We start from the raw sequence: 24230 nt of genomic DNA, 5'->3' as shown, positions 1-24230 counted from the left end.
GCATATCGCACCTGGGGAGCAGATTTCAGGAGCATAAGCATGAGCCTTCGCCGATTCCGTCTCGCCGTGGCATTGGCCGCCGCATCCTTGTTGCCTCTGTCGGCAACTCAGGCCCAGGAGAAGACGCTCCGCATCGCCATGACGGCGTCGGACATTCCGACCACCACCGGCATGCCCAACAACGGCTTCGAGGGCATGCGCTTCCTGGGCTTCCCGATCTTCGAGGGCCTGGTTCTGTTCGACCTCTCGAAGTCGGATCAGCTCGCGACCCTGCGGCCCGGCCTCGCCGAGAGCTGGAAGCAGGCGCCGGACGACAAGAAGACCTGGATCTTCAATCTTCGTAAGGGCGTGAAATTCCACGATGGCACCGACTTCAACGCCGACGCGGTGATCTGGAACCTCGAACGCATCTTCAACAAGGACAGTGCGCAGTTCGAGGCGAATGCCGCCGGCATCATGCGCTCGCGCGTGCCGATCCTCGCCAGCTACAAGAAGATCGACGACAACACCGTGGCGCTCACCACGACGGTCGTCGCCTCGTATTTTCCTTGGATGGTGCCTTACATCCTGACCGCCTCGCCCACGCAGTGGGACAAGGCCGGCAAGGACTGGAACAAGGTGGCCGCGGCCGGCGGCGCCGGCACCGGACCGTTCAAGATCACCAAGGTCGTGCCGCGCCAATCGGTGTCGCTTGCCCGCAACGACGAGTACTGGGACGCGGCGAAGAAGGCCAAGGTCGACGCGGTCCTTTTGCTGCCGATTCCCGAGGCCAACACGCGCCTGGCCGCGCTGCGCTCCGGTCGGGTCGACTGGATCGAGGTGCCGCCGCCGGATGGCATCCCGTCGCTGAAGCAGGCGGGCTACGTGATCTCGACCAATTCGTATCCGCACGTCTGGCCGTGGTTCTACAATATGGCCGCCAAGAACAGCCCGCTGGCTGACGTTCGCGTGCGCCAGGCGCTGAACTACTGCATCGACCGCGGCGCCATCGTGTCCATGCTGAACGGTACCGCCGAGCCGTCGGTCGGTTGGCTGAAGCCCACGGATGCCGCATTCGGCAATCCCGAGAACCGCTATACGTTCGATCCGGCGAAGGGCAAGAAGCTGCTGGCCGAAGCCGGCTTCACACCGCAGAAGCCGCTGTCGTTCAAGGTTATGATCTCGACCTCGGGCTCGGGCCAGATGCTTCCGCTGCCGATGAACGAGGCGCTGCAGGAGAATCTGAAGCAGGCCTGCGGCGTCGATGTCCAGGTCGATGCGGTCGAATGGCAGGTGCTGCTGAACGCCAGCCGCGCGACACCCGATGCTCCGTCGCTGAACGGTGCGATGGGCCTCAACGTCAGCTCGCCGTCGAGCGACGTAGGCATGATGTATCGCTATTTTGCCGCCGCCAATTTCTCGCCGAGCGGCTCGAACTTCGAGCAGTGGAAGGACGACAAGTTCGAGGCCGCCCTCGCCACCTTGGCGGAAGCGACCGACGACGCCACGATCCTGCAGAACTTCAAGGCCGCGCACGAGCGCCTGGTCGACAACCCGCCGTGGCTCTACATCGTGCACGATCTCAATCCGCGCGCCTTCAGCAAGAACGTGCAGGGCTTCGTGCCGGCGCAGTCCTGGTTCGTCGACCTGACGAACGTGAGCTTGAAGTAGGACGCGCCCGTCGTCCTGAGCGGAGCACCGCAGGTGCGCAGTCGAAGGACCTCTTTTCTGCCAAGAGGAAAAGAGGCCCTTCGGCTACGCTGCGCTTCGCTCAGGGCGACGGATAAACCGCCTCAACGCGCGCAGATCATCGGGATCTTGGACAGGATCTCGATCGAGCAGGTCTCGGTCGGGAAGAGGGCCCAGACCGCGGCGAGGATGATCGCCAGGAAGATGAACGGTCGCAGGACACGCAACACGACCGGCAGGAGCACCTGCAGCGCCCAGTAGGCGACGAGCAGGCCGATGACCACCGCGAGCACGCGATACTGCATGCTCCAGCTGTCCCAGGTGCCGAGATTGGCTCGCGTCAGGAGTTCGTTGAGCTGTTCCACGATCAGTCGCGGAACGGATCGGTCATCAGGATCGTGTCCTCGCGCTGCGGGCTGGTGCTGAGCAGCGCCACCGGGCAACCAACCAGTTCCTCGACGCGCCGCACGTACTTGATGCAGGTCGCCGGCAGTTCGGCGAAGGAGCGCGCACCCTGGGTGCTCTCGCTCCAGCCCTCGAACTCTTCCCAGATCGGCTTCAGCTTGGCCTGCGCGCCCATGGTGAAGGGGAAGCGCTCGATGCGCTTGCCGTCCAGTTCGTAGCCGACGCAGACCTTGATGACCTTCTCGCCATCGAGCACGTCGAGCTTGGTGAGCGCGATGCCGTCGATGCCGTTCAGCTTCACGGCCTGGCGCACCATCACCGCATCGAACCAGCCGCAGCGCCGCCGCCGGCCGGTGTTGGTGCCGAATTCCTTGCCGCGATCGCCCAGCCCCTGGCCGATCGCGTCGGTCAGTTCGGTGGGGAAGGGCCCATCGCCGACGCGCGTCGTGTAGGCCTTGGCGATGCCCAGCACGTAGCCGACCGAGCCGTTGCCCATGCCGCTGCCGATCATCGCCTGCGCCGCCACCGTGTTGGACGAGGTGACGTAGGGATAGGTGCCGTGGTCGATGTCGAGCATCGTGGCCTGCGCACCTTCGAACAGGATGCGCTTGCCGGCGGCGCGCAGTCCGTCGAGCCGCTCCCAGACGTCTTCCGCGAAGGGCAGGAGCTTCGGCGCCAGCTCGAGCAGCTCGGCGGTCAGCTTGGCGGCGTCGATCTGCGGCTGGCCGAGGCCCTGGCGCAGCGCGTTGTGATGCGCGAGCAGCGTGTTGACCTTGAGCGGCAGCATGTCCGGTTCGGCGAGGTCGCCGACGCGGATGGCGCGGCGGCCGACCTTGTCTTCGTAGGCGGGACCGATGCCGCGCCGCGTCGTGCCGACGCGGATGACGCCCGGCGCGTCCTCGCGCCAGCCGTCGAGGTCGCGGTGCAGCGGCAGGATCAGCACGGCGTGGTTGGCGATCTTCAGGCTGGCCGGTGTCACCGACAGGCCCTGCTCGTTGACCTTCCTCACCTCTTCGAGGAAATGCCACGGATCGATCACCACACCGTTGCCGATGATCGAGAGCTTGCCTTCGCGCACCACGCCCGACGGCAACAGCGCCAGCTTGTAGGTCTGGTTGCCGATGACCAGCGTATGGCCGGCATTATGACCGCCCTGGAAGCGCACCACGACCTCGGCGCGCTCGCTCAGCCAATCGACGATCTTGCCTTTGCCTTCGTCGCCCCACTGGGCGCCGATCACTGCCACGTTGGCCATTGCCTGTTTTCCTTCGGCCAGTTCCCTTCACACACGAAAACGCCTCCCCGGGGCCGGTTCCGGAGAGGCGTGATGTCGGATAGCACTTCCCCTCGCCCCGAGCGAGGCGAAATGCATCCTCAGAGGGGAACGGCCTCGCCGTCGATCAGCGCATGGCTGCAGCGCAGGCGTTTGGCCTCGGTGCGCGGCTCGTCGGCTGCGACGACAGCGCGCACGACGGCATAGCCCTTCGCCTGCCAGGGCGCGGCGTTGGCCCATGGTGTTCCCAGCCCGACGTAGAGGCGCGGCCTCTCCGGCGGCGCTGCGGAAGCCGCGAGCACGGCATCCATGTAAACGGTGAAGCCAGTCGCCGACTCGCTGACGCCGTCCTCGGGATAGCCCGCGGAATAGCGGCCACCCCGTGCCAATTCCTCACGCCCCTTGAGGGCGAAGACCGAGAAGGACACGCCGGTCTGGTATTCGAGACCGCGATACTCGACGGGATCGATGGTGAGCGGCAGGTCGTCCTCGGCGGCAGCGACAAGCTTCACGACCTCGGCGAGGCGGGCCGCTTCCGCAGCGGCGGCGTCCGGCAGCTTGAGCTTGGCGAGCTGATCGAGACCCTTGTCAGCAGGGCCGGCGGCGCGCAGCAGGCCGGCGAAAAGATCGGCCGACTTCTTGTCGACACCCGCCTTGGCGATGCCGCCTTCGTCCTTGCGGTCGAGCGCGCGGCGCAGCCGGGCCATCGCTTCTTCGGGTTGCTTCAGTCCGCTTGCGACCGCAGCGACGAGCGTGGGCAGGTTGAGGTCGACCGTCAGGTCCGAAACGCCGATCGCGCGCAGCGCATCGACCACCAGAAGGACGGCCTCGGCATCGGCCTCGGCGCTGTCGACGCCGATCAGCTCAGTCCCGACCTGGGCGAACTGGCGCTCCGGCTTGAGCGCGCTGCCGCGCACGCGGATCACGTTGCCGCCGTAGGACAGGCGCAAGGGGCGGGGCTCGTGCTTCAGCCGCGTGACGGCGATGCGTGCCACCTGGACCGTCATGTCGGGACGCACGCCCATCATGCGTTGCGACACCGGATCCATGAGCCGGAAGGTCTGCGGCGAGAGGGCGGCGCCAGGGCCGCCCAGCAGCGACTCCTCGAATTCTACCAGAGGGGGCTTGACCCGCTCGTAGCCGAAGGCGGCAAACCGCTCGATGGCGATGTCGATGGCCCGCGCCTCCCGTGCGGCGTCGGGAGGCAGCAGGTCGGCGAGGCCTGCGGGCAGCAGGCCGCGATGGTCGTTGTCGTTGGATGTCATGGTGCCGCTTGATAGCCCATTGCGCCCCCGATTGGGAGATGGGCGGGGAGGCGGCTGAGGGACGGCTCGTTTTCCCGTTCCGCATGGGTTATTGCTCCCGGCATGAGTCCCGCCCCACGCCCGGCCATTTCCGTCGTCGCGCCCTGCTACAACGAGCAGGACGCCTTGCCCGAGTTTCTGCGCCGTGTCTGCGCGGTTCTCGACGGGATCGGCGGCGCGAGCGAGGTCGTGCTGGTCGACGACGGCTCGCGCGATCGCACCTGGGATGTCATGGCCGAAGCCGCCGCCCGGGATCCCCGCATCGTGGCGGTGCGCCTGATGCGCAACCACGGCCACCAGCTCGCCCTGACCGCCGGCCTCTCGGTCTGCCGCGGCGAGCGCATCATGATCATCGACGCCGACCTGCAGGATCCGCCGGAGCTCCTGGTCGACATGATGAAGCTGGTCGACGAAGGCGCCGACGTGGTCTACGGCCAGCGTCGCCAGCGCGACGGCGAGAGCCTGTTCAAGCGCGCCACCGCCGCGGCCTTCTATCGTTTGATCGGTCGCCTGACCGATGTGGAAATTCCGGCCGATGCCGGTGACTTCCGGTTGATGACGCGGCGCGTGCTCGACCTGCTGTTGGCCATGCCTGAGCGTCACCGCTTCATTCGCGGCATGGTGGCCTGGATCGGTGGTCGGCAGGTTCCACTGGTCTACGACCGTCATGCGCGCGTGGCCGGCGAGAGCAAGTATCCTCTGGCCAAGATGGTCCGCTTTGCCGCCGACGCCATCACCTCTTTCTCGGTGGTGCCGCTGATGATGTCGATGACCATCGGCTGGGTCATGGCGGGATTGGGCTTCTGCTTCTTCCTCTACTCGATCGTCGGCTGGCTGAACGGCCACACGCTGCCGGGCTGGACGTCGCTGATGGCCGCGGTCGGCCTGCTGGGGGGCATGCAGTTCCTGATGCTGGGCGTCATCGGCGCCTATCTCGGCCGGCTCTACGACCAGAGCAAGGGACGGCCGCTGTTCATGATCCGCGACATCGTCGGTGGTCCGAAATGAGCGCGCCCGATCCGCAATCCTGGTCGGGCGAACCGGCTGAGTTCGACGACTATGCCGCCGAGTACCAGGGCGGGCTCGACAATCCGATCAAGCGCATGCTCGGCAGCTCGCCCGACCAGTTCATCGCCGTGAAGGCGCGCTGGCTACTGCGCCGCGAGCCGGGCTTGCGCACCGGCGGGCTGTCCGTGCTCGACTATGGTTGCGGCGTCGGCAGCCTGATGCGCGTGCTGATTGGGCACGGCGCGAAAGGGTCCTTCACTGGTTGTGACATCTCGACCGGCATGTTGCAGCAGGTCGAGAAGCGCTGGCCGCGCGAGCTGGGGGCGCCGCCGCAACTGGCGCCGCAGCAGGGCGCCAGCACGCCCTTCGCCGATGGGCAGTTCGACATCGCCATGATCAGCGCCGTGCTGCATCACGTGCCGATCGAGGACCGGCCGGCGGTCTATGCTGAACTCGGCCGCGTTCTGAAGCCGGGCGGGCGGCTCTATGTCTTCGAGCATAATCCCCGCAACCCGCTGGTGCGCCACGTGATCGCCCGCACCCCGATCGACCGCAACGCCATCCTGCTCGACGCCAACGAAGTGCGGCACGGGCTGCTCGATGCCGCGCGTTACGAGCTCGACACTGACTACCTCATGTTCATGCCACCCGGCATCGCCGCCCTCCGGGGTGTCGATCGCCTGCTGACATGGCTGCCCATGGGCGCGCAATATGCGGTGGCGGCCCGCAAAGCGGCCTAGGAGGGATGGATGGATCGCCAGGTTTTCGAAACCGAGCTGAAGCGTGACGGCTACGACGAGATCCTCACCGGCACGACCCAGGGGCCGAAGCACAACACCGAGCACAGCCATCCCTACGACGTAAAGGCGATGGTGATCGACGGCGCGATCACGCTCGCCTGGGACGGCAAGAGCCAGACCTATCGTCCCGGAGACGTCTTCACGATGGCCCGCGGCTGCCCGCATACCGAGACGTTCGGTCCCGAAGGCGCCGTTACCCTGGTCGGCCGCAAGCACTAGTGACGAAGGCGGCGCCAGCCTGGCAGTTGCTGCTGGCGTTCGCGCTGTCCCTGCTGGTGCTGTGTGGCCTGATCGGATGGCTGCAGAACGTCCACATCATCAGCGCCAACGGCATGTACAAGAGCATCCAGGCCGAACCCTGGATCGCCTCGCCGTCGACCGCGCGTCTCGATCAATCGAACTATCTGTTCTTTCCGCTCTATGGCGTGAGCGCCCGGCTGCTCGATGCGCTCGGCATCCTGCGCGGCGTGCCGTGGAAGCAGTTCGCCTATCTCAATGCCTTCTGGGCGAGCCTTGGCACCGTCGTGATCTATGCGTTTGTCCATCGCCTGACCGGCAACGCGCTCGTTGCCGTGCTCACGTCGGTGTTCCATCTCGGATGCGGCTTCGTCCTGCTGCTGTCGGTCATCAGCGAGGACATCATGCCGGGCTACGTGTTCGTCCTCGCCTCGATGGCGCTGGCCGGACTCTGGTTCGACCGGCCGACCTGGAAGCGGATCGCGATCGTCGGCGCCGTGTTCACCCTGGGCTGGCTGATCGAATGGCGGTTGATGTTTCCGACCCTGCCGGCGCTGGTGCTGGCTCTGCTGGTCGCACCGGAGCCGATGCGGCGACGGCTCGGTCATGTGCTCGTGCTGCTGATCTCCGTCCTCGCCACATCGGGCATCGTCCAGCTCCTGTGGGAGGGCCATAACGGTGCGATCGGGCTGCACGACATTCTGTGGACCGGGAAGGGCGTCGCCACCGGTTGGGCGGGCATCACCTGGGACAAGACCTGGATGATGCTGTCCGGCGTCGGCAACTACTTCCTGCTTGTCGGCGGCTTCGTCGACCCGGGATCGGCGCGCGAGGCCCTGTTGCCGCTGGCGCTTTCCGTGCTCGTCCAGGCCGCGATCTTCATCGCGAGCGTGATCGTCCTGTGGCCTCGTCGCAACGAACCGCGGTTGCGTGCCGTCGCCGTCGTCTTCCTCGGCACGCTGGGAGCAGGGCAGGTCCTGAACTTCTATTCGCAGCCGCAGGATCCTCAGATGCAGCTCAACGTGATGCCCTGGCTCGCGGTGGCCTGGGCGTCGCTGCTGGCGGCCCTGCTGCCGTCGCCGCGCGGTGCTGCCGTCATGCTCACACTCCTGTCGTTCGCGCCGTTTGCCTGGAACGTCCCGGCGCTCGCTAAGTGGCGCGGCGAGGACACGCGATGGCTCGCGGCGACGGCGGCCCTGGAGAAGCGCTTCCCGCCGGACTCCAGCGTCTTCCTCTATTTCGGCTACGAACCGATCACGACCTGGAAGTACGCATTGTGGAGCCGCACGTGGGATTGGGACAACAAGGTCGCGATCCCGCCCGCACCCTCGGCCGATCCGAAGTTCAAGTGGATCGCCGTCAATGCCGGCGCGATTCGCCATCCCGGCTGGACGGGCGCCGAGCATGCGGCGGCGATCAAGCGCGACATCGATCTGGCGCTCGATCGCGGCTATCGAGTCGTTGTCGCCGACATGTGGTCGTGGCCGCCCGACGTCTTGGCGGCCTATCTCGGCACGGTTGCAGCCGCCGGCCGTACCGATGCGATCTACCGGATGCTGCACGAGGACTTCACGGCGACCGAGGTCTTCAGCGACCCGATCGCCGGAACCTACTACGAGCTGCGGCGTCGCTGAGCAGAAGCGCGACAATCTCTCCACATTGACGCCACACCCGTCGGCCCGTATATCGGCCGCGGGCCACGCTCCCCCACCGGAGTGCATTTCTTCTGTAAGGGAGAACTGACAATGACGAAGCCGTCTCTGCGTCCTGCGCGTCCCGACTTTTCCTCGGGCCCCTGCGCCAAGCGTCCGGGTTGGACACCGGAAGTTCTCAAAGATGCCGCCGTCGGGCGGTCCCATCGTTCGAAGCTCGGCAAGAAGAAGATTGTCGAAGCAGTCGATCGCACGCGCGCGATCCTCGGCATTCCCGCCGACCATCGCATCGCCATCGTTCCCGCGTCCGACACCGGCGCCGTCGAGATGGCACTGTGGTCGCTGCTCGGCGCCCGCCCGGTCGACATGCTGACCTGGGAAAGCTTCGGCGAGGGCTGGGTCACCGACGTGGTGAAGCAGCTCAAGCTCAAGGACACCCGCACCCTCAAGGCGCCCTACGGCCAGATCGCCGACCTCAAGGCGGTCGACTGGACGCATGACGTCGTCTTCACCTGGAACGGCACGACCTCGGGCGTGAAGGTCCCCAACGGCGACTGGATCGCCGACAATCGTGAGGGCCTCGCGATTTGCGACGCGACTTCGGCCGTGTTCGCGATGGACCTGCCGTGGGCCAAGCTCGATGTCGTCACCTGGTCCTGGCAGAAGGTCATGGGCGGCGAAGGCGCGCACGGCATGCTCGTGCTGTCGCCGCGCGCCATCCAGCGCCTCGAAAGCTACACGCCGGCCTGGCCGATGCCGAAGATCTTCCGCCTGACCTCGGGCGGCAAGTTCTCCGAAGCCATCTTCAAGGGCGACACGATCAACACGCCGTCGCTGCTCTGCATCGAGGACGCGATCGACGGCCTGAAGTGGGGCGAGGGCGTCGGCGGGCTGAAGGGTCTGATGGCCCGCTCCGAGGGCAATCTCGGCGTGCTCGAGAAGTTCGTCGCCGAGCGTCCGTGGGCTGCCTTCCTGGCCACCGACAAGGCGATCCGCTCCAACACCTCGGTATGCCTTGTGATCAAGGCGCCGTGGTTCACTTCGCTGGCAGCCGACAAGCAGGCCGCGGCGGCGAAGAAGATGGGCGATCTGCTCGAGACCGAGAAGGCCGGCTACGACGTCGGCTCGTACCGCGACGCCCCTCCGGGCCTGCGCATCTGGTGCGGCGCGACGGTCGAGAAGGCCGATCTCGAAGCGCTGCTGCCGTGGCTCGACTGGGCCTATGCCGAGATCGAGCGCGAGTTCGGCGCCAAGGCCGCTTAAACAGCGACTTTCAAACGGACCGCGGGCCTCCAGGCCCGCTCATGAGCGGGCCTGGAGGCCCGCGGTCCGCTGACACCTTCAAATATTCTCCAGAGGAGCCAGTCATGGCCAAGCCCAAGGTTCTCATTTCCGATGAGCTGTCCCCGCGTTCCGTCGAAATCTTCTCGGAGCGTGGCTGTGACGTCGATTTCAAGCCGGGCCTGAAGCCCGCCGAGCTGCGCGCCATCATCGGCAACTATGAAGGTCTGGCGATCCGCTCGGCCACCAAGGTCACTGCCGAAGTGCTGGCCGAGGCCAAGAAGCTGAAGGTCGTCGGCCGCGCCGGCATCGGCGTCGACAATGTCGACATCAAGGCCGCCACCGCGCACGGCGTCGTCGTGATGAACACGCCGTTCGGCAACGCCATCACCACCGCCGAGCACGCCATCGCGCTGATGTTCGCCGTCGCCCGCCAGGTGCCGGAGGCCAATACCAGCACGCAGGCCGGCAAGTGGGAGAAGAACAAGTTCATGGGCACCGAGCTCAGCTTCAAGACGCTGGGCCTGATCGGATGCGGCAACATCGGCTCGATCGTCGCCGAGCGCGCCATCGGCCTCAAGATGCGCGTCGTGGCCTATGACCCGTTCCTGAGCGACCAGCGCGCCACCGAACTCGGCGTCGAGAAGGCGACGCTGGAGCAGGTGCTGGCCCGCGCCGACTTCATCACGGTGCACACGCCGCTCACCGAGCAGACCAAGAACATCCTGTCGCGCGCCAACCTGATGAAGACCAAGAAGGGCGTGCGCATCGTCAACTGCGCGCGCGGCGGTCTGGTCGATGAGCTGGCGGTGCGCGACCTGCTGGTCTCGGGCCACATCGCCGGCGCGGGCTTCGACGTGTTCGTCGAGGAGCCGGCCAAGACCAACGTGCTGTTCGGCGCACCGAACCTCGTCTGCACGCCGCATCTCGGCGCCTCGACGGTGGAAGCGCAGGAGAACGTGGCGCTGCAGGTTGCCGAGCAAATGGCCGACTATCTGCTGACCGGCGCCGTCACCAACTCGCTCAACATGCCGAACGTCTCGGCCGAAGACGCGCCCAAGCTCGCGCCGTATCTCGACCTTGCCGAGAAGCTGGGTTCGTTCGCGGGCCAGCTCACGGACACCGACATCAAGGCCGTCTCGATCGAATACGAAGGCCAGGTGGCGAAGCTCAACGTCAAGCCGCTGACCCAGGTGGCGCTGATGGGCGTGCTGCGTCCGCAGCTCACCTCGGTGAACATGGTCAACGCCCCGGTGATCGCGCGCGAGCGCGGCGTCGAAGTGGCCGAGGTCAAGCACGAGCGCGAGACCGACTACAATTCGATGATCCGCCTCTCGGTCACGACGGAAAAATACACACGCTCTGTCACGGGTACGCTGTTCGGCGGCAAGCATCCGCGCATCGTCGAGATCAAGGGCATCGAGATCGACGCCGAGTTCGCGCCGCACATGCTCTACATCACCAACGACGACAAGCCGGGCTTCATCGGTCGCCTGGGCACGCTGCTGGGCGAGGGCAAGGTCAACATCGCGACCTTCCATCTCGGCCGCGATAAGCCGGGCGGTTCGGCCATCGCGCTGGTCCAGGTCGACCAGCCGATCTCGCCCGAGCTGATGGGCAAGATCGGTGGCATCGAAGGTGTGGTGCAGTCCAAGGCGCTCGGTTTCTAGCGTCATCTTCTCGACGCCGCGAAAGCCCATCGCAGGCTTTCGCGGTAGGAGTGGGCAGCTATCCCACGGCTGCCCACACTACAGATCGAGTGCATTCCGATACCGATTGTGTACGGGATGTGACTGAGCATCCGCAATTTGTCGTGAGTTGCGGGTGGTTGGTGATTTACAAGCGATTCGATTTTCCCTCTACTTGCGCTGGGACTGTAAGTGGGTAGTTGGGGAATTGGCTTCGCAAATGCGTGACATTTGACGGGCGCTTGTGTGGGCGTCCCGTCCGTCGGTGGCAGGAAACTGCCGATCGCAAAGTGCTGCCTGAAATCCCAATAGCGTAAAGCTTCGGCCGCGTGACGCGGCCTGCTTCGGTGTGGCGATTTTACCTTGGGGGTACGCGGGCACATGGCTAATTTCACTGGCACTTCCGCGAGCGAGACATTCGACGGCACCGAATTCAGCGATACCGCCTTCGGCAACGGCGGCAACGATACGTTGAACGGCAATGGCGGCGCCGACACGCTGCAACTCGGGGCGAACGGGACCAGCACGGCCTCCGGTGGAGCAGGCAACGACACGCTGAATGTCGAGGCGGTCGGTACCGGCGTGAAGACGCTGCTGGGCGGCGACGACAACGACCAGATCAACATCGGCGGCACTGCCGTCGGCTACATCATCGACGGTGGAGCAGGCGTCGATACGCTCGGTCTCTTCAACACGACGACGCTCGATTTCTCGCGCTCCACGGTCACGGGTGTCGAACAGTTCCTCGGCAGCAGCGGCGCCGACACGATCACGCTGAGCGCCGCCCAATTCGTCTCCTTCGACACGTTCGATGCCGGCGGTGGTGCTGATACGGTCAAGATCCGGTTCGAAGGCGCGGTCGACATTTCGGGGGCGACCAAGCCCACGATCTCCAATGTCGAGTCGTTGCAGGTATTTGGCGGGACGGGCGACGAGACACTCACTGTCAATATCGACCAGTTCACGCGGATCGATGCGTTCTTCATGTATGCCGGCGTCGATACGCTGAACGTCGTCACCAGCGGCAACGTCGATCTCACGACGCGTTTCCCGTCCTTGCTGGACATCGAGGCCGTCACGCTGACCGGCACCGGCACGGTGCGGATGAGCACGACACAGTTCGCAAAGTTCACGTCGATCGACAGCGGCCTCGCGGTTACGCTGGCCGACACGAGCGCGAAGCTGAAGCTCTATACGCCGGCGCAGCTCACCGACATGGCGGGCAAGGTCGACGTGCTCGATGCCACCGACAACGCGCTGGCGCTCACCGTGGCGCAGGTCCGCGCCCTGGGCTCGATCACGCTGACGGCGGCTGATGTCGTCTCGCTGACGGATACCGGCGCGAACCTTGCGACGCTGACTCCGTCTGAACTTGCCGCGGCGGCGGTGGCCGGCGTCGACAATATCAACGCGAGCGACAACGCACTCTCCCTGACCGTCGCGCAGTATCGTGCGCTGGGCACGACGATCAAGCTTACCTCTGCGGATGTGGTGACGCTGGCCGATACGGGCGCGAACCTGGCCAGCCTCTCGGTCGCCGAGGTCACCGCGCTCGCCGCGAATTTCGTCGACAAGTTCAACGCCACGGACAACGCCCTGACCCTGTCGGTGGCGCAAATCCTGGCACTGGGTAGCGGGGTTCTGTCTCCCACCGATGTCGTGACCGTGAGCGGCACGGGGGCAGAACTCGCGGCGCTGACCGTGCCGCAACTCGTCAGCCTTGGAACCAAGGGCGTCGACCGGCTCGACGCGACCAACGATTCGCTCACCTTGACCAAGGCGCAGGCCCTGGCGCTGGGCACGCTCAAGCTGGCCGCCGAGGATGTCGTCGTGGTGGCGGATGCCGGCGGGCGGTTGGTCGAGCTGACGCCGGAGCAGATCGCCGATCTGGAATCCAAGGGCGTCGATCGGCTCGACGCGACCAACGATTCGCTGGTCCTCACCGCCGCACAATACGGCGCCCTGGGCGACATTCTCCTGACCGCCGGCGACTTCGTGTTCCTGCGTGACACCGGGGCCAATATCGGCGCCCTGTCGGTGGCGGACTTCCAGACGCTGGTCGAGAGAGGCATCGACAAGATCGATGCCACCGACAATGTCCTCACTCTCAGCCTTTCGAGGCTCGCCGGCGTCGTGCCGGGCATGCTGACGACGGCGGACGTGGTGACGCTCGCCGACACCAGCACCGTCCTGGGCGCCATGACGGCCGCCACGATCTCGGGCCTAGCGGGCAAAGGCATCGACAAGATCGACAGCACCAATGGGTCGCTGACGTTCTCGGTGGCGCAGTATCAGGCGCTGAGCACCGTGACCCTGACGGCCGACGATACGGTCATCCTGGCTGATACCGGCGCCAATCTCGCGACCTTGACGCTGGCCCAGCTTGGCGCACTTGCCGGCAAAGGCGTCGACACGATCAACGCGACGGACAATGTCTTGACCATCTCGCTGGCGAGGCTGCAGGCGCTGGGCACGGTGACGCTGAACAGCGGCGACGTGGTGACCCTGTCGGATGCCGCCACGACGCTGGCTGGACTGTCGGTGGCCGACATCACGGGTCTAGCGGGCAAGGGCATCGACTGGCTCGATTCGACCAACAACGCGCTCGCATTGTCGATTGCGCAGGCGCAGGCCCTGGGTGCCGTGAGTCTGACCGCGGCGGACGTCATCACGGTGACCGGCACCGGCGCCGAGATCGCGGCGCTCACCGCGGCGCAATTGACGGCACTGTCGACCAAGGGTGTCGACCGGCTCGATGCGACTGACGACTCGGTCCTGCTGAACAGGGCGCAGGCCCTGGCATTGGGTGCAATGACGTTTACCGCCGGCGATATCGTCGTACTGGCGGATGCGGGAGGTCGCCTGGGCGAGCTGACGCCGCTGCAGCTTGGCGATCTGGCGGCCAAGGGGATCGACCGGCTGGATGCGACCAACGATTCGCTGGTCCTTACCGCCGCCCAGTATGGCGCGCTCGGGGTCATTACCCTGACCGCGGGCGATACTGTGACCCTGCGCGACACCGGCGCGAATATCGCCGCCCTGTCGGTCGCGGCCTTCGAAGCACTGGTCACGAAGGGTGTCGACAAGATCGACGCCACCGACAATGCGCTCTCCCTGACGGCGGCCCAGCTCGCCAGCCTGCCCGCCGGCATGCTGACGGCCGCCGACGTGGTGACGCTCGCGGATACCGGCGCGAACATCGCCGGGCTCTCCGACGGGACCATCGGCGCTCTCGCCGGCAAGGGCGTCGACAAGATCGACGCCACGGACGACGTGCTGTCGCTGACCGTTGCCAAGTACCTGGCCCTCGGTACGGTGACCCTGACCGCCGCCGATACGATCACGCTGCTCGACGATGGCGCCAATCTGGCGACACTTTCGGCCACGCAAATCGCGGCGCTGGCCGGCAAGGGCATCGACGTCATCAACTCGACGACCAATGCGCTGTCGTTGACGCTGGCCAAGCTGCAGGCGCTGGGTTCGGTTACGCTGACCGCCGGTGACGTGATCACGATCGCGGATTCGGCGACCAATCTCGAAGCGGCGACGGCGGTCGACTTTGCCGCGCTGGCGGGCAAGGGCGTCGACAAGATCGATTCCACAACCAATGCGCTGGCGCTGACGATCGCCAAGACCAATGCCCTCGGCGCGGTGACGTTGACCGCCTCGGATGTCGTCACGCTGACCGACACGAGCGCAAACCTGCAGGCGCTCCTCGCCAGCGACTTTGCGGCACTGGCGGACAAGGGCATCGACAAGATCCACGCCACCGAAAATGCGCTGGCGCTGAGTCTGGCCCAATACCAGGCACTGGGGACGGTGACGCTGATCACGGCGGACGTCGTCACGCTCACCGACACGGGCCTGGTGCTGGGCGCGCTGACGCCTGCCGAGATCACTGCTTTGAGAAGCAAGGGCATCGACGCGATCAATGCGACCGACGACACGCTGACCCTCTCGGTCGCGCAGTATCGTGCGCTCGGAACGGTGACCCTGACGCAGGCTGATTTCGTCACCCTGGCCGACACCTCGGCAAACATTGCGACCCTGACTCCGGCCGAGAATGCCGCTCTCGCGGGCAAGGGTATCGATCAGGTCCAGACCACCGGTTCGACTACGGTCGAGACGGCGATGACGAGCTACACGCTCGACTCCGTCACCGACAATCTCACGTTCATCGGCGATGGCGCCTTCACCGGAACCGGCAACGCGCTTGCCAACACGATCACCGGCGGCGCCTCCGGCGACACGCTAAGCGGCCTGGGCGGCAACGATACGCTGGTCGGCGGTAGTGGCGACGACACGCTGATCGGCGGCCTGGGGGCGGACGTCCTCAATGGCGGTGCCGGCAGTGGTGATTGGGCCTCGTACAAGAATGCGACGGCAGGCCTGACGGTTTCGCTGGCGACCCCCGCCGACAACACGGGCGAGGCGGCTGGAGACAGCTATATCGGGATCGAGCGCCTGGAGGGTTCGGCCTTCGACGACAAGCTGACTGGCGACGCCAATGACAATTCCCTGAGGGGCCTCGCAGGCGCGGACGTGCTGGACGGCGGGGCGGGGCGCGACACGGCGTCGTATTTCACGGCCAGCGCCGGCCTCACGGTCTCGCTTGCCAATCCCGGCAGCAATACCGGCGAGGCGGCGGGCGATACCTACATCTCCATCGAGAATCTGTCGGGCTCCGCCTTCAACGACGTGCTGACCGGCAACAGCGGCGACAACACGCTCCTCGGCAACGGCGGCGCCGACATCCTGGATGGCGGCGCGGGCTTCGACTACGCCGGATACACCAATGCCAGCGTGGCGGTGACCGCATCCCTGATCGCGCCGGGCAGCAATACCGGCGAGGCGGCCGGCGACACCTACATCTCGATCGAGGGCTTGGTCGGCTCGAACTTCGACGACACCTTGATCGGCAATGCGTCAAACAACTGGCTGCTCGGCGGACTTGGTTTCGACACGCTGAATGGCGGCGATGGTTTCGACTATGCCGGCTACAACAACGCGACGAGCGGCGTCCAGGCGTCCCTGATCGCGTCCTTCAACAATACCGGTGAAGCCGCAGGCGACGTCTACATATCGATCGAGGCGCTCTCGGGCTCGAATTTCGACGATGTCCTCATCGGCGACAACAACGACAACCAGTTGCGCGGCAATCTCGGCGCCGACTATCTCGAAGGCGGTAACGGCTTCGACTATGCGTCGTACTTCAACTCCACGGTCGGCCTCACGGCCTCGCTTGACAGTCCCGCGATGAATACCGGCGAGGCGGCGGGCGACGTCTATGTGACCATCGAAGGTCTCATCGGCAGCACTTTCGCCGACATCCTCATCGGCAATAGCGGCGACAACTGGCTGGTGGGCAATGCCGGGGCCGACCAACTCGATGGCGGCTTTGGTACCGATACCGCGGGCTATCAGAACTCTTCGGTCGGTCTGACGGTTTCCCTCGCCAATCCGGCGGCCAATACCGGCGAAGCGGCCGGCGACACCTATACGTCGATCGAGAACCTTGGCGGATCGTCGTTCAACGATATCCTGATCGGTGACGGCAACAACAACAACCTGCGCGGCCAGGGTGGCGCCGACCAACTCGACGGCGGCGGCGGCATCGACACCGCTTCCTACAACAATGCGACGGCGGGCGTGACGGCATCGCTCGATACGTCGCTGCCGATTGCCAATACCGGCGAGGCCGCAGGCGATACCTACATCTCGATCGAGAACCTCACCGGATCGAACTTTGCCGACTTCCTGCTCGGCAACTCGGACGCCAATGTCCTGATCGGCAATGGTGGCGCGGACACCTTCTTCGGCGGCGCGGGCAACGACACGTTCTATGGCAACGCGCCGACGGCCGCGACCGATGGCGCCACCGACAGGGTCGACTACAGCACGGTGACGGGCCTGTCGCAGGGCATTTCGGTCAACTGGGTGGCGGGTACGGTCACCGGCCAGGCCGGGATCATCGATACCGATTCGATGTTCAACATCGAAGGCATCTACGGCACGTCGCTCGCCGATACGTTCGACGCAACGAACTACTCCGGCGCTTCGGCCCGCGCCGGTGACTTCAGCGGTTACCAGCTCATTCGCGGCGGCGGCGGCAACGATACGATCATCGGCAACAACAACACCGAAGTGCTTTATTCCGACGCAACCAGCGCGGTGACGATCGTCCTGAGCCTTGTGGGCAACAGCTACACGGGAACGGCGACGGGCGGCGGTGTCGGTACGGATCAGCTCACCAACGTCAACCGCTTCATCGGCTCGAGCTACAACGACTCGTTCACCGGCACGAACAACGTCGAGATTTTCGACGGCGGTGACGGCGGCGACGACGTCTTCCACGGTGGCGGCAACATGGACATCGTCGAGTACGACGGCGGTGCCCGCATGGCGATCGACGTGAACCTGGCGGCCGGCACCGTGACCGGCCGCGCACCGGGATCGAATATCGGCTCCGATACGCTCGATTCGATCGAACGTATCCGTGGCTCGGAGTTCGACGACCGCTTCGACGCGACGGGCTTCTCGGGCAGCAGCACAAACGCCGGCTCGTCCGGAAACTTCAATCGCTTCGAGGGCCAGGGCGGTGCCGATCAAGTGATCGGCAACGGCAACACCTACCTCGACTATTTCAATACGAGCGCCGCCGTCAACGTCGCGACGACCGGGCAGGGATCCGGCACCGTGTCGGCGACATACGGCAGCAATACCGCGACTGACACCTTTACCGGCGTCGGCGGAATCAATGGCGGCAACTTCAACGACAATTTCAACGGCGGCAGCGGGGCCGACAATTTCTTCGGTCAGGGCGGCAACGACTTCATGAACGGCGGCGCCGGCGACGACATTCTGGAAGGCGGCGCCGGAGCGGACTTCCTGATCGGCGGCGCAGGCTTCGACTATGCCTCCTACCGCAACGCAAGCTCGGCCGTGAGCGTCATCCTGGCCAGCGCGGGATTCCTGGGAGATGCGCTGGGCGATCACTTCACCACGATCGAGGGCGTGATCGGCTCGAACTTCAACGACACCCTGACCGGCGACGTCACCAGCAACATCCTGATCGGCGGCCTCGGTGCGGACACGCTGAACGGCGGTGCCGGCCAGCACATGTCCTTCGAGGACACCGACTACGCGTCCTACGCCAACTCTTCCGCCGGGGTGACGGTCTCTCTCGCCAATCCGAGCCTGAACACGGGTGAGGCGTTCGGCGATACTTTCACCAATATCGACGGATTGATCGGGTCCGGGTTCAACGACGTTCTGACCGGCTCCGACACCACCAATGATGTCTTCATCGGCGGATTCGGCAACGACACGATAAACGGCGGCGGGTTCAGCGATATCTCGCGGTACGACAGCGCGAACTTCGGCATCAGCGTCAACATGGCGACTGGAATGGTTAACGGCGGCGGCGGCCAGGACACGCTCATCTCCATCGAGGGCATCTACGGATCGAACTTCGCCGATACCTACGATGCCTCCGCCTACAACGCCGGCACGGCGGGCGACACGTCCGATGACTTCAACTTCTTCGAAGGCTTCGGCGGGGCCGACACGATCACCGGTGCCCCGACATTCAATCCTGCGGGCACGATGACGGCCACCGGAATCTACTATACGCACGCGACCGGAGGCATCACGGTCAACATGAGCAGTGCGACTTCGGGCACTGTGGTCGCTACGTACGGGGCCGATACGTCGACGGACACGTTTACGAACGTAAACGACATCTTCGGATCCGAGTTCAACGACACATTCAACGGAACCGACGGTATCCAGAACTTCTTCGGTGCAGGCGGCAACGACACGATAAACGGAGGAGCGGGCGACGACGTTCTCTACGGCGGCGCCGGTGACGATGTGCTGAATGGTGGCGACGGAAACGACCAGCTCCTGGCGGGATCGGGCGCCGATCTGGTGAATGGCGGCGCCGGTACGGACCTGGTCGGATACTATGACGCCAACGGCGTGACGGCCTCGCTCGAGAACTCGTCGATCAATACCGGCGATGCTGCCGGCGACAACTACATCTCGATCGAAAATCTCGCGGGCTCCTATCAGAACGATACGCTGATCGGAAACAGCGGCAACAACTACATCGACGGGTTGCTCGGAGCTGACATCTTCAACGGCCGCGGCGGCATCGACACCATCGTCGGGCTGGGCCAGGGCGACACCTATGTGTTCGACTCGGCGATCGGGGCGGGCAACCTCGCCACGATCGTCTATTACTGGCACGGCCAGGATCACTTCAACCTGGACAACGCCATCTTCACGCAACTTGCCGCGGAGGGGCCACTCGATGCGGGCGCCTTCGTCAACGGCACCGCGGCGCTGGATGCGAACGACCGCATTATCTTCAACAGCGCCACGGGCAACGTGATGTACGACGCCGACGGCTCGGGCGCCGGCGCGGCCGTCGTCTTCGCGACGATGCAGAACCTGCAGGGCGGGATGCTCGACCACACTGACTTCCTGATCGTCTGACGCTAAGGACGAGGGCCGGACCGGATTCACCGATCCGGCCGCGGGGAGACGTGGGATGCCGTCCGCGCGCAGCAGGGCGTATCGTACCGTGGCGGGCTTCGTGGTCGCGCCGATGACGCCGGCGCTTATCCTGGCCGGGGTCGTCCTGGTCGCCGGCGGCAACGCCCAGACGTTGGGATACGCGGCCTTCGCGGGCTACATCTCCTATCCGTTCGCCCTGCTTGTCGGCCTGCCGGCCTTCCTCGTCATGCGCCGGCGTGGCTGGAACCGGCTGCGTGCCTACGCGCTGGCCGGCCTGGCGCTGGGCCTGGTCTTCCTCGGCGTGTTCGCCGGGCTGGCGGGCTCCGAGGGCAATGCCGCCAACAGCGCCTGGCTGAACCTGCTGGCCAATCTCGCCTTCCTGCTGCCGTTCGTGCTGACCTGTGCGCTGGCGTCAGCCGTCGTCTTCTGGCTGATCGTTCGGCCCGACCTTCATGGGACAGCCTGAGGCCTGCTACAGTCCGCTGCCCGGACCATGAGGAGAGCGACCATGCCGCGTGTCAGCGAGATCGAGGAAGATGGCGGCGACCCCACGCTCAAGGAGGTCTTCGACCGGCAGCGCGAGATGTTCGGCGGCCTGCTCAATCCGACCAAGGTGATGGCGCATTGCCCGCCGATCCTGCGCGCGGCCGGCATGCTCGGGCAATCGATCGAGCAGTCGGGGCTGCTGCCCAAGGGGTTGCCGGCGCTGCTCTATGTGCGGGTCGCCACGATCAACGGCTGTCCGTTTTGAATCGACATCAATTCCGGCCGTGTGCTGGAAACCACGGAAGGCGGCCTGGAGAAGCTCGGCGAGGTCACAAGCTGGCGTGACAGCAAGCTGTTCAGCGAGGCCGAGCGCCTGGCGCTCGAATATGCCGAGTGCATCACCTACACCGACCGGAAGGTCGACGCGGAGCTGGTCGAAGCGCTGAAGCGGCACTTCACCGATGCGCAGATCGTCGAACTGACGGCGGCGATCGCGATGGAGAACTTCCGTTCGAAGTTCAATCCTGCGCTCGGCATCGAGGCGCAGGGCTTTTGTATGGTGCCGAAGCGGTAGGGACCGCGCCGGCCTTAAAAGATCCCTCGCAACTGCTCGGGATGACGGCCTTGGGCCGTCACTCCATCTGGATGTTGAGCTTCTTCAGGGTCGTGCCCCAGAAGGCATGCTCGTCGGCGACGAACTTGGTGAACTCGGCGCGGGTGCGATCGGGCGGCATTTCCAGGCCGTCGCGGGCGAGCGCTTCCTCCCACTTCGGATTCTTCATCGCTTCCTTGGTGGCCTTGTCGATCTTGTCGAGGATGTCGGCCGGCGTCTTGGCCGGGGCGAACAGGCCCTGCCAGCTGGTCACCACGACGTCGATGCCCTGTTCCTTCAGGGTCGGCACGTCGGGCAGCGACTTGATGCGCTTGTTGCCGGTCACTGCCAGCGCCTTGAGGTTGCCACCCTTGACCTGCGAGACCGCCGGCGGCAGCGACGAGAAGTTCATGGTGATCTGGCCGCTGATCACGTCGGCGACCGCCGGTCCGGTGCCCTTGTAGGGCACGTGGGTCAGCTTGACCCCGGCGGCTTCGGCGAACAGCGCGCCGGCCAGGTGATTGTTGCCGCCCACGCCCGACGACGAGTAGGTGAGCTTCTCGGGATCCTTCTTGGCCAGCGCCACCAGTTCGGCCGCGTTCTTGACCGGCACCGAGTTACCGACGACCAGCACGTACTGGTAGTCGGTGATCTGGCAGATCGGCGCCAGGGTGGCGAGCGTGTCGATCATGCCCTTCTGGACGTGCGGATTGATGATCACGTTGGTGCCGACGGCGACGAAGATCGTCTGGCCGTCCGGCTTGGCGTTGGCGACGGCGCGCAGGCCGATCGAGCCGGCCGCGCCGCCCTTGTTGTCGATGATGATCTGCTGGCCGATCACCGGCGTCATGACGTTCGCCAGTTCGCGGGCATTGATGTCGGTGCTGCCGCCGGCGGCGTAGCCGACGACGAAGGTGACCGGGCCGGTCGGCCAGGCCGTCTGGGCACGCAAGGCCTGTGGCATCAGCAGGGACGAGCCGCCGAGGGCCAGGGCGTGACGTCGGGTTACCTGGAACATCTACTTCCTCCTGAGGCGCGCGCGGTTGATCCGCGTCGCGCAATCATGGACCTGACCTTGCGGCCAATCCGAATTCGCAGCAAGTGTGCTGCGGCTTTTTCAACCTAGTTCTTGCCGGCGACGTACTTGCCGGCGCCGTCGCCCGCGAGCTTGCCCAGTACCGCGCCGGACACCAGGCCCGTGCCGCCGGGATAGTTGTGATAGAACAGCCCGCCGACCAGCTCACCCGCGGCGAACAAGCCGGGGATCGCCTGGCCGTCGGTGTTCTCGACCTCGCCCTCGTTGCTGATCTTCAGGCCGCCGAAGGTGAAGGTGAGGCCGCAGGTCACGGCATAGGCCTCGAACGGGCCTTGGTCGATCGTGTTGGCCCAGTTGCTCTTCGGCACGGCAAGACCGCGGGTGCCGCGGCCGTCCTTGATCGCCGGGTTGAACGGCACCTCGGTCATCACGGCTGCGTTCCATTCCTTGATGGTCTTGAGGAACTGCTGCTCGTCGACGCCCTCGAGCTTCTTGGCCAGGCCCTCGATCGTGTCGGAGCTCACCTTGGTCATGCGCTTGATGCGGTATTCGTCGCGCAGCTTGTCGAGCACCTTGGAATCGAAGATCTGCCACGCAAACTGCTGCGGCTGCGACAGGATCACCGCGCCGTACTTGGCGTAGGTGTAGTTGCGGAAGTCCGCACCCTCGTCGACGAAGCGCAGGCCGTTGGCATTCACCATGATGCCGAGCGGGTAGGAGTGCTTCTGGAAGTTGTCGCCGACATCGAGGTCGCCGAACTCCGGCGCGTTCATGTCCCAGCCGACGGCGTGGCCGCCCGACCAGTTGCCGTGCGGCTTGGCGCCGATCGCCAGCGCCATGTTGATGCCGGCGCCGGTGTTGAAGCGGGTGCCGCGCACCTTGGCGAGATCCCAGGTCGGCCCGAGGTAGCGCGTGCGCATCTCGGCGTTGCTCTCGAAGCCGCCGCAGGCCAGCACGACCGCCTTGGCGCCGATCTTTACCTTGCGGCCCTTGTGGCGGGCGATGACGCCACGCACGACGCCGTCTTCCTCGATCAGCGACACCGCCGCCGTCTCGTAGTGGATCGGAATGCCGGCCTTCACCGCCGCCTTGTGCTCGAGATCGACCAGGCCCGGCCCGCCGCCCCAGGCTTCGACCGCGAGGCCGCCCCAGAACTTGTACTTGCCGTTCACCTTGAAGGCCTGGCGGCCGTAGGAGGGCTGGAAGCGCACGCCCTTGGAGCGCATCCACTTCATCGTCTCGAAGGAGCGGCCGATCAGGATGTCGGTCAGTTCGGGGTCGCAGCGGTAGTTGGTCACGCGGCCCATGTCGTCGAGGAACTCGTCGGCCGAATAGCTGCCGAAATCGACGTCACGCTTCTCGTCCTCGGTCAGGTCGTAGAGCTGGACCAGGTCGTCGACACCGTGGAACACCACGCGCATGGCGCCGGCCGTGTAGGTGCTGTTGCCACCGCGTTCGGCTTCGGGAGCGGCCTCCAGCATGGCGACCGAAGCGCCCGTCTCGCGCGCCGCCAGGGCCGCGCACGCCGCCGCATTTCCGGCACCCACCACCAACACATCGACCTGAAAATCGTCCACGCCTCGCTCCTCGATTCCGGCATCAAATTTGCGATACAATAGGCGCAATGGGTGATCGTTTCGACCGTCTTGCGACCCGGCATGCAAATGTCGAGGTCCTGCTACGCCGTCCCGGCATCGGGCACAATAACGGGCCGACTTTCGACATGTCGTGGGGGGCCTGGGTGTGGCGTCGCGCCGCCGCCAAGGCCTGGAAGACGCCCAGTCCCGAAATCGCAAAAATGCGCGTGCGCCGGGCAGAACGCCTCGGGATCACCTACAAGGAACTGACCGCAGCGCTGATGAACACCGGCGCCAATCTCGGCGCCGCGGTGATGCCGCTGTCGCTTGCGGCCCGCGTGCGCCGCGGACCCAACCGGGAGATCATCGTCGAGGCCCGCAATTCGGTGGCCGCTTTGGTCGCGAAGTTCGGCGGCCGGCTGTTTTTGCTGGGCGATATCGATGCCGTGCCGGCGCTCACCGACGAGGAGCGCGCGCAGTTCCTGTCGACCGTGAATCGCGCCTTCGACGGCAAGGTCGAGGCGATCGGCTGGGGCCATGACGGCAAGGCGATCCGCACGATGCTCAAGGCCAATGCCGTCCCGCATCAGGAAGCCTTCCTGGTCGGCGCCGGCGTCGGCCATCAGGTGCTGGGCGAAGCCGCGGGCCTGCCGTTCACCAAGGATATCGATACGTGGCTCGCCCCGGCGGGGTGAGGTATTTG

Annotated in this window: 17 protein-coding genes; 12 read left to right on the top strand and 5 right to left on the bottom strand. The window is 65.4% G+C overall.

Annotation, left to right across the window (positions count from 1 at the left end; genetic code table 11):
* The first annotated feature begins 39 nt into the window (after positions 1-39).
* Positions 40-1650: an ABC transporter substrate-binding protein gene (locus AC1RP5_RS14310; protein ID WP_493111521.1), complete on the top strand. Its 1611-nt coding sequence runs from the start codon at positions 40-42 to the stop codon at positions 1648-1650.
* 122 nt (positions 1651-1772) lie between these two features.
* Here AC1RP5_RS14310 and AC1RP5_RS14305 read toward each other — a convergent pair whose 3' ends face one another.
* The 3 genes from AC1RP5_RS14305 to AC1RP5_RS14295 all read right to left on the bottom strand — a co-directional run bounded on the left by AC1RP5_RS14305 (position 1773) and on the right by AC1RP5_RS14295 (position 4611).
* Complete coding sequence (locus AC1RP5_RS14305) at positions 1773-2033, bottom strand: hypothetical protein (RefSeq protein ID WP_493111519.1); 261 nt, start codon at positions 2031-2033, stop codon at positions 1773-1775.
* Positions 2034-2035: 2 nt separating this feature from the next.
* A complete protein-coding gene (locus AC1RP5_RS14300) occupies positions 2036-3328 on the bottom strand; it encodes an adenylosuccinate synthase (protein WP_493111518.1) in 1293 nt (430 codons plus the stop codon).
* A gap of 119 nt (positions 3329-3447) precedes the next feature.
* Positions 3448-4611 (bottom strand): ATP phosphoribosyltransferase regulatory subunit, encoded by a 1164-nt coding sequence (locus AC1RP5_RS14295; protein ID WP_493111516.1) that lies wholly within the window; start codon positions 4609-4611, stop codon positions 3448-3450.
* A gap of 102 nt (positions 4612-4713) precedes the next feature.
* Between AC1RP5_RS14295 and AC1RP5_RS14290 the strand changes: the two genes are divergently transcribed.
* From AC1RP5_RS14290 to AC1RP5_RS14245, 10 genes are all read left to right on the top strand, one after another.
* Entirely contained in the window at positions 4714-5658 is a 945-nt protein-coding gene (locus AC1RP5_RS14290) for a glycosyltransferase family 2 protein (protein ID WP_493111514.1), read from the top strand.
* Positions 5655-6398, top strand: coding sequence for a class I SAM-dependent methyltransferase (locus AC1RP5_RS14285; RefSeq protein ID WP_493111512.1), 744 nt, complete (start codon positions 5655-5657; stop codon positions 6396-6398). Before AC1RP5_RS14290 ends, AC1RP5_RS14285 begins: the two co-directional genes overlap by 4 nt.
* Before the next feature lie 9 nt (positions 6399-6407).
* Entirely contained in the window at positions 6408-6677 is a 270-nt protein-coding gene (locus AC1RP5_RS14280) for a cupin domain-containing protein (RefSeq protein WP_493111510.1), read from the top strand.
* Complete coding sequence (locus AC1RP5_RS14275) at positions 6677-8329, top strand: hypothetical protein (protein WP_493111509.1); 1653 nt, start codon at positions 6677-6679, stop codon at positions 8327-8329. The genes AC1RP5_RS14280 and AC1RP5_RS14275 overlap by 1 nt, the downstream gene beginning before the upstream one ends.
* 105 nt (positions 8330-8434) lie before the next feature.
* Positions 8435-9610 (top strand): phosphoserine transaminase, encoded by a 1176-nt coding sequence (locus tag AC1RP5_RS14270; protein ID WP_493113362.1) that lies wholly within the window; start codon positions 8435-8437, stop codon positions 9608-9610.
* 104 nt (positions 9611-9714) lie between these two features.
* A complete protein-coding gene (serA, locus tag AC1RP5_RS14265; protein WP_493111507.1) occupies positions 9715-11298 on the top strand; it encodes a phosphoglycerate dehydrogenase in 1584 nt (527 codons plus the stop codon).
* 399 nt (positions 11299-11697) lie between these two features.
* Complete coding sequence (locus AC1RP5_RS14260; RefSeq protein WP_493111505.1) at positions 11698-19815, top strand: beta strand repeat-containing protein; 8118 nt, start codon at positions 11698-11700, stop codon at positions 19813-19815.
* Between the two features lie 55 nt (positions 19816-19870).
* Positions 19871-20302 carry a hypothetical protein gene (locus AC1RP5_RS14255; RefSeq protein WP_493111504.1) on the top strand — a complete coding sequence of 144 codons (432 nt, stop codon included), beginning with the start codon at positions 19871-19873 and terminating at the stop codon, positions 20300-20302.
* 42 nt (positions 20303-20344) lie between these two features.
* On the top strand, positions 20345-20587 hold the full coding sequence (locus AC1RP5_RS14250; protein ID WP_493111502.1) for a hypothetical protein: 243 nt from the start codon (positions 20345-20347) through the stop codon (positions 20585-20587).
* Positions 20588-20608: 21 nt separating this feature from the next.
* Positions 20609-20896 carry a carboxymuconolactone decarboxylase family protein gene (locus AC1RP5_RS14245; protein ID WP_493111501.1) on the top strand — a complete coding sequence of 96 codons (288 nt, stop codon included), beginning with the start codon at positions 20609-20611 and terminating at the stop codon, positions 20894-20896.
* Positions 20897-20954: 58 nt separating this feature from the next.
* On the opposite strand, the gene AC1RP5_RS14240 is transcribed toward AC1RP5_RS14245, so the two are convergent.
* Together AC1RP5_RS14240 and tcuA are read right to left on the bottom strand one after the other, a co-directional pair.
* Positions 20955-21932, bottom strand: coding sequence for a Bug family tripartite tricarboxylate transporter substrate binding protein (locus AC1RP5_RS14240; RefSeq protein ID WP_493111499.1), 978 nt, complete (start codon positions 21930-21932; stop codon positions 20955-20957).
* A 104-nt stretch (positions 21933-22036) separates the two neighbouring features.
* The gene (gene tcuA, locus AC1RP5_RS14235; RefSeq protein WP_493111497.1) at positions 22037-23527 is read right to left on the bottom strand and encodes an FAD-dependent tricarballylate dehydrogenase TcuA; all 1491 of its coding nucleotides are present in this window, start codon (positions 23525-23527) and stop codon (positions 22037-22039) included.
* Between the two features lie 47 nt (positions 23528-23574).
* Between tcuA and AC1RP5_RS14230 the strand changes: the two genes are divergently transcribed.
* Positions 23575-24222 carry a hypothetical protein gene (locus AC1RP5_RS14230; protein ID WP_493111496.1) on the top strand — a complete coding sequence of 216 codons (648 nt, stop codon included), beginning with the start codon at positions 23575-23577 and terminating at the stop codon, positions 24220-24222.
* Positions 24223-24230: the final 8 nt, after the last annotated feature.

Source organism: Reyranella sp. GW821-FHT12G01 (assembly GCF_058806575.1).
Note: the sequence above shows the minus strand (reverse complement) of the source record. Positions and strands in the feature narration are given on the sequence as shown.